Genomic DNA, 6333 nt, shown 5'->3' on the forward strand with positions numbered 1-6333 from the left:
CAAATCCGCTTCGGCTACTTTGGACGGCATCGAGGTCGCCAACATGATCCGCAAGCAGCAATTCCCCAGCACTACCACGTCGGGCTTTCGGCTATTTGCCGAGATCGCAGGATAACTGCGTCTAGCATATCGCTGGCCTTTGCCGTTCTAAAAGTTTGCGACACATCCATTCGGTCAGTGCAACCTCGCCAAAGAAGAAGGACCCGCCCCAAACAGCAGCAAGCAGAAGCAAGAAGCAGCATGACGCTGGCTGTAAAATCCATTGCTGGCATGGGGTGGTTTGTCATGTCTTCTGGTTCCGTCACTAACTATCACCCAACGGATTAGCTTACGTGACCCCGACACCGCGACCCGTTTCTTGCGGAAATGCGGCGTAAAGAGCGGCTGTTCGTGCCGAGCGCAGCGAAGTTTCGTCAGGCAAGGATCAGGTCGCGGACTTTGCTGACTTTTGCTGCATCTGCGCCAAGGTCTGTTTTCAAGAACGCCGTAAATCGGTTAGCTAAGACTAGCATCATCAAAAGCAGTGGAGATTGACGCCGTTGAAGTACAAAGCAGCTCGAAGGGCAAAATTGGTTGACCTTGAGCCGATGTTGCGACTGCCTAAAAGGCCGAGGCACAATTCTTTAGGCAAGAGAAGCTTAGCTTTCTGCCATCCAAATCACAGTCGAGAAACGCTAGAGACTTATTTTGGAACTTTCCCACAAGCAATGTTTGTGAGCGAGGAAGAAGACCAAATCATCAGTTTTGCATGCGCGATCCGAACATCTGGCAAGCCAATACAAGAGCCAATTGCTTGGTCGGATGTGACAGGTGATGGAGCGGCTTTAAATCACGACAAAAATGGAGCGTGGCTATATGTAAGTCGCCTTGCATATACAGCAGGTCCTGGACATGCTCACGTATCGAAGGAAATAGGTCCGCTCCTTGTGTCCCTGCAAGAATTGACTGTGAGGCTAAAATTACAAGGCGTAGCTTTCCCTACACGCTTTTCTGGATTCCGCGAACGGTCGGGGACGACCGAGTTTCAAAGGTCGACAATTGACGACAAGGGTTCGTTGGAACGGTCGGGACTACGGCCTCTCGGCATCGCCTTCCAAGCGGGTTTTGAACATGAAATAGCCTTGCCGAACTATCTGGGTGATGGGAAGCACTTCGCAATGATGGTTTGGCGAAACGAGCAGTGACAAAAAAAGGCGAATCTGAAAGCTGACGTTCTTTTTAATCACAGCATTCAGCACTTTGGGCTCAATATTGCCGTTCTCTGCGGTTTACATGGTTGGCGGGTCGCAGCCCTATGCGGACATTCGTAACAAAGTTTTGCAGTTCAGGCTTTGAGCCTGACGCCGTCAAAGATTGATGGGAGGTGTCGTCACACTGGTTAGGGTCGCCGTTGCAAGCAGGATCAGGACAACAGCCAACCTCTCCATCGAAATCGACCGTCGGAGAACAATTGTCGCGCCACGCTGCTCAGCCATAAGAGCCGGAACAAGTCTCAGCCCATTCAATGCCGCTATGCCAAGTAGGGCAGAAACGATCACGACCTTGACCAAAAGTACCAATCCATAGGCCGTTCCGAACAAGGCGGCCACTGAGCCCGAAAGCAGCCATGCGAGTGCCGCGCCTACTTAAATCAGAACGGCAACTCCGTAAGCAGCGACATTGCCAAAGTGGTGCAGTAGATCGGCCCCGGTTGGAGTGAGCGCCGCTTTGCGCAAAGGCAGGAGAGCGCCAACCCAAAACGCGGCAGCCTACAGATGCAGAACCAGTAAGACTGCGAGAACCGCCCTGGGCGCTCCGAGCGAGTGTCCCACCTGGGCGAAGGACATCGCTACGGCAAGGCTGCCCGCCAAAGCGATCCAGTGCCCTACGCGGGGGAGCAAGATTGCCAATATAGCGAGTTCACCTACTCCTCGCCAAATCGCGGCGGTGCCAAGCGGACTGTTCCAAACAAAACCAAGCATCATTGGGTCCGTCGCGCCCTCAAAGCCCATTCCGGATATCCGCGCCGCTCTGATGCCGAAACGTAGAGCAAGCACGGCAAGACCTGCAATCGCTGCACCGACCGCGAGGTGCCTTGCAAGGCGCAAAACAGACACTTCGGCGCGCGTGGCAAAGAGGACGGTGAACAGGACGCTACCCATCGCCAGCAGCGCCGAGCCGTAGCCAAGTGCCTTCGCCAAAATGGCCAAGACAACAACACCGTCAATGGGTGCCAGACCGATCACTCAGCGACCGTGAAAGAGAAGCTGCCCTGTATCGGATGACCGTCTGAAGCCATACCTCGCCAGTCGAAGCGATAGCTTCCGGGTGCAAGCTCCTCCAAAGGCATAGCCCGGAACTCCATAGCGGGGTCCAAACCCGTTTCGCGTTCAATTTCGACGTCGCCATCGGGTGAGGTCAGCGTGACCGAGATGATGCGCATCGGATCATCGAACCGCATGGAAATCTCCGGCGCGTCCGTGACAGTCGCGCCGTCAGCCGGTGTCGTTTCTTCGGACTTTGAATGCGCAGCCGCAAGCATTGGAACCGTTGCTACGGCCAAACCGAGAAGAGTTTGCTTGATCATCTAGGTTTTCCTCTATTCGGATTGGGTATTCAGTTCGTCGTGATACTTATGAATGTCATCAGGCCAGGTTGATTTAATAAAGGACAGCACCGCAATGATTTCGTCATCGCTGAGCACGCCTTCATAGACCGGCATACCAGTTACGGGCGCATTCTCTATCAGTCCGGCCAGGCCAAATTTGGTCGGGGCGAAAAGCGTTTCATCATCGTGGTGCCACGTATGCCCTGTGGCGTCGTGCGGCGGTGCCGGTAGCAAACCATCCTCGCCGCGTATCTGCCAGTTTGGCTGTCTTTCCAGGCGTGCTCCGTAGCAGGCAGCACATTGGTCCGCATAGATATCTTGGCCAGTGGCGACCAGTTCGGCGTCATCCGGCGCAAATAGACCGACGGCGTTAGAGGGCTGGGCCAGAACGAAAGCTACGGCGAAACCGGTGAGCGCAAGCCCACCGGTGACCAAGAGTGTTGTGCGCCCTAGCATCAGGTATCGAACGGTTGCGCGGTGCCCGCGCGGTAGTATACCGTACCGGCCCCAGCCTCTCCCCCAAATGCAATGACGTCGTAACGGGCGGACGGATCGTCGCCCATACCAGGTGAGCCCATTGGCATGCTAGGAACAGCAAGCCCTGTGATGCCAGGCCGATCCCTCAAAACGGCTTCCAGTGCTTCGAACGGCACATGGCCTTCAAAGACATAGCCATCGGCTTCTACAGTGTGACAGGAAGCGAGGTTCATCGGGATGCTCCGCGCTGATTTCTGTGCCTCGGAGTCTGTCAGTTCCTCAACGGTGACGGCGTAGCCACGCGCGCGAGCCAAGTCGGCCCATGCGTGACAACATCCGCAACCTGGTGAACTGAGCACGCGCATTGGGGTGCCTGCACGGACGGGAAGAGCGGTCGCGATGAGAGCAGTTGCAGACAGTGTGGTGAAGTGACGACGTGTGATCATGTATGTCGGTCCTTTGATGTGAAAATTGAACGGAATGCGGGCGAGCGCCCGTTGCCATTCAGGCTTTCGGAGGACCGGTGGGAACACCCAGTGAGAGGCCCGAAAGATCGGCTCCAGCGTACGTCACACCACCCACTGAGATCACCAATGGAGCAATTGGCGAAATCCCCGCCGTGGCGACAAGATCACCAAAACAGGATGTTGAACCCATGCCGCTAGTGGTGTCGCAACAATCCGCAGCAGCTTTCTCGACGTCAGCCAACGGATCGTCGCCCGCCATTTGAGCATGATGACCAGAATGATCCGATCCATGGGTCAAGCCATGCTTCACCGACGCTGCGGTTGCGCCAGAGAATGCGACAACTAGAAGTATCGACAGGACCAGGCGAAACATACCAAATACCTACTGGGGGCACGTGGTTTTGACAAGTTACGAGGACGGGTCGACGCAAACGATCCTAGTTGCACCCATTATGGGTGCGCCACATCTCTGGATCATGTCCGTCCGGAACAGTGGAACATGGATCACCTGAAAGTCCGGTAAAACTGAATTTTGACTGACCTGCGTATTAGTCAGCAACGGCAAGGTCAGCAGGTAGGCGTTTAGCCCAAGGTGTTGCTGGTGATGAAGGTGTACGAACTTTCGACCAGATCGATGACGACATCCAACTCTTCTGGCGTGGTCGGAGTATAGATCATGACAAAGCCACTCCATCCGGGACGTTGATTGGCCCAAGGGTGTCCTACGGCCCAGCCAGCCTCAATTGCCCGTCGGGCCATTGCGGGGTGCAGCGAAGCGTGCAAGCTGCCATCAGGATGCATATGCGCAAACTCAAACCCACCGACGATAGAGTTCGGTTGAGACAACAACATGTCAGGATCAAGCTGAAAGCCAATCGCGCCAGGTAATGATATGCGTGTTGGGCCAAGTGTGACCCCTGGGAATTGCGCAACTCGCTCCAGCAATAGCTGGGCCAAATCGGCATTAATTTCGACACCAATCTGAGTATGCGGTACGCCGCTTGTCGTTTCGGGACGGGGCGAGGTGCGCTCCGGCAAGGAGCGCTCTTGCGCGAATACCAACGGGCACGTCAAAGTCACCGCTGCCGTGGCAACCGCCAGTAGTCTCAGGAACACATTCATTTTGTTGTCAGCCCGGCAAAAGTAAAGATTGAGTGCTCGGCGCAGTATCGACGCCCTTGCACACATCATTCAGCCTTTAACGCTTCGATATTGATCAAGAGCTCTATTTCGTCGCTCACCGCTGGCGCAAATGCCCCAAGTCCGAATTCAGACCGCACGATAGTCGCCGTTGCAGCCAGACCCAAGGTCGGCGTGCCCTCTTTTTCGCCAAAAGGGTATGGCGCTGACTTGTTAAGCGTTGTTCCCAGAACAACAGGTTTGGTGATGCCATTCATGGTCAGGTCGCCAGATATATTCGCGGTATTGTCCCCGGTCACTTCAATGCTGGTTGAGGCGAATGTGACCACGTCACCGTCGCTCGCTCCGAAGAAATCGCCAGACATGAAGTGTTGCAGACGGGCGTCCCAGCCCGTGATCATGGATTTTACAGGCATAGACACTGTGACAGATGACGCAGACGGATCATCTTCGTTGAACTCTATCTCGCCGCTAAAACCTGAGAACATTCCATACGTTTCTGAGAAACCGATGTGGTCGTAGCTGAACAATACCTGGCTGTGTCCAGGATCCAGCTCGTAGGTGCCACTCTCGGACAATGCGGTTGTCGCGCCCATCGTTAAGAGTACCGCCAGCGGGGTTGCTGCCACTTTGAACATTGATACGCTCCTATTTTGACAAGACGTGCTCGCGAAATCGAGTATTGAGCTATAGTTTCTAGCTGGCCATACTTATAGAACAAAGTGTTCTATAGCGCAACAAAATGTTCTACAGGAGAGGCGATTGAAAGAAGATCCTAGGCTGATCGCCACACGGCAGGCCGCGCTTGATGCAGCGCAAAGGATACTGAGGGATGAGGGCGTACTGCACGTGACTCATGGCGCAGTTTCGAAGGCAACGGGCATTTCGCGCAGCACACTTTACAGGCACTGGCCAGATGCGCGTTGTCTGCGTGATGCAGCGTTCAGGCGCATCGCAACACCGCCGAACATACCACCCAAAACCGATGGCCCGCTGCGATCTGACCTACGCTGGTTACTCGGTGTTCTGATGGGAGCCTTGAATGACACACCATGGGGCCAAATCGCACCTCAGGTTGTGGCTGCTGCGTCCACAGATGCAGAAGCGCGGTTGGTGATCACGGAGTTCATGAAAGACAGGTTCGCAAGTGTTGAAGCAGTATTTGCAGCCGCAATAGATCGCGGTGAGATAGCCGCGGATGTACCGGTTGACCAACTGATAGAGCTGGCAGTCGCTGCACCTTATTTCCGCAAACTCATACGTCACGAGGCACTGGACGAGGATTGGTTGGATCGACATGTTGATCTACTTTGCAGTATCGCGAAAACCAATTCGGGACAGTGACCATCGCCTGACTTTGCAATCACAGCGACCAAGAAACTAATCGACTTCCAAGGTGGCGGTCGAGCTACGGTCGCTGCGTGACACCAGCATGTCACATGGTCAAAACGTACCGCTCCTCTCAACGTTGATGTCTGCGCTCTGATTTGTCGCTTGTGCTCATTCCCATTGCAACATGAACTCCTTTGGACTCGGTGTTGCCGTTCTCAGCAGCAAGTAAGATTGGCCGCCTCCTCGTCTTGCCCCGTTTCAGTGGACGGTTTGAAAGGACCCGGCTGACCGATCTTCGAAGTCAGCTGGACTTACGTTGCCAAGATATCC

The 6333-nt window shown here is 54.7% G+C and carries 9 protein-coding genes and 1 pseudogene; 2 read left to right on the forward strand and 8 right to left on the reverse strand.

Annotation, left to right across the window (positions count from 1 at the left end; translation table 11 throughout):
• Nucleotides 1-539 precede the first annotated feature (539 nt).
• Nucleotides 540-1184, forward strand: coding sequence for a hypothetical protein (locus ACR0L4_RS23215; RefSeq protein WP_480515553.1), 645 nt, complete (start codon nt 540-542; stop codon nt 1182-1184).
• A 162-nt stretch (nt 1185-1346) separates the two neighbouring features.
• Here ACR0L4_RS23215 and ACR0L4_RS23220 read toward each other — a convergent pair.
• The 8 genes and pseudogenes from ACR0L4_RS23220 to ACR0L4_RS23255 form a co-directional block, all read right to left on the reverse strand.
• Nucleotides 1347-1610: pseudogene (locus ACR0L4_RS23220) on the reverse strand (CopD family protein); the annotation flags it as partial.
• A gap of 138 nt (nt 1611-1748) precedes the next feature.
• Nucleotides 1749-2225 carry a hypothetical protein gene (locus tag ACR0L4_RS23225; RefSeq protein ID WP_480515555.1) on the reverse strand — a complete coding sequence of 159 codons (477 nt, stop codon included), beginning with the start codon at nt 2223-2225 and terminating at the stop codon, nt 1749-1751.
• Complete coding sequence (locus tag ACR0L4_RS23230) at nt 2222-2566, reverse strand: copper resistance CopC family protein (protein WP_480515557.1); 345 nt, start codon at nt 2564-2566, stop codon at nt 2222-2224. The genes ACR0L4_RS23225 and ACR0L4_RS23230 overlap by 4 nt, the downstream gene beginning before the upstream one ends.
• 12 nt (nt 2567-2578) lie before the next feature.
• Nucleotides 2579-3043 carry a c-type cytochrome gene (locus ACR0L4_RS23235; protein ID WP_480515559.1) on the reverse strand — a complete coding sequence of 155 codons (465 nt, stop codon included), beginning with the start codon at nt 3041-3043 and terminating at the stop codon, nt 2579-2581.
• Entirely contained in the window at nt 3043-3510 is a 468-nt protein-coding gene (locus ACR0L4_RS23240; RefSeq protein WP_480515561.1) for a DUF411 domain-containing protein, read from the reverse strand. Before ACR0L4_RS23240 ends, ACR0L4_RS23235 begins: the two co-directional genes overlap by 1 nt.
• A gap of 58 nt (nt 3511-3568) precedes the next feature.
• Nucleotides 3569-3904: a hypothetical protein gene (locus ACR0L4_RS23245; protein WP_480515563.1), complete on the reverse strand. Its 336-nt coding sequence runs from the start codon at nt 3902-3904 to the stop codon at nt 3569-3571.
• Between the two features lie 209 nt (nt 3905-4113).
• Nucleotides 4114-4653, reverse strand: coding sequence for a luciferase domain-containing protein (locus ACR0L4_RS23250; protein WP_480515565.1), 540 nt, complete (start codon nt 4651-4653; stop codon nt 4114-4116).
• A 65-nt stretch (nt 4654-4718) separates the two neighbouring features.
• Nucleotides 4719-5309: a YceI family protein gene (locus ACR0L4_RS23255; protein WP_480515567.1), complete on the reverse strand. Its 591-nt coding sequence runs from the start codon at nt 5307-5309 to the stop codon at nt 4719-4721.
• Nucleotides 5310-5433: 124 nt separating this feature from the next.
• Between ACR0L4_RS23255 and ACR0L4_RS23260 the strand changes: the two genes are divergently transcribed.
• Nucleotides 5434-6015, forward strand: a complete 582-nt coding sequence (locus ACR0L4_RS23260; RefSeq protein WP_480515568.1) for a TetR/AcrR family transcriptional regulator — start codon at nt 5434-5436, stop codon at nt 6013-6015.
• Nucleotides 6016-6333: the final 318 nt, after the last annotated feature.

This window comes from Ruegeria sp. AB5 (assembly GCF_056542645.1).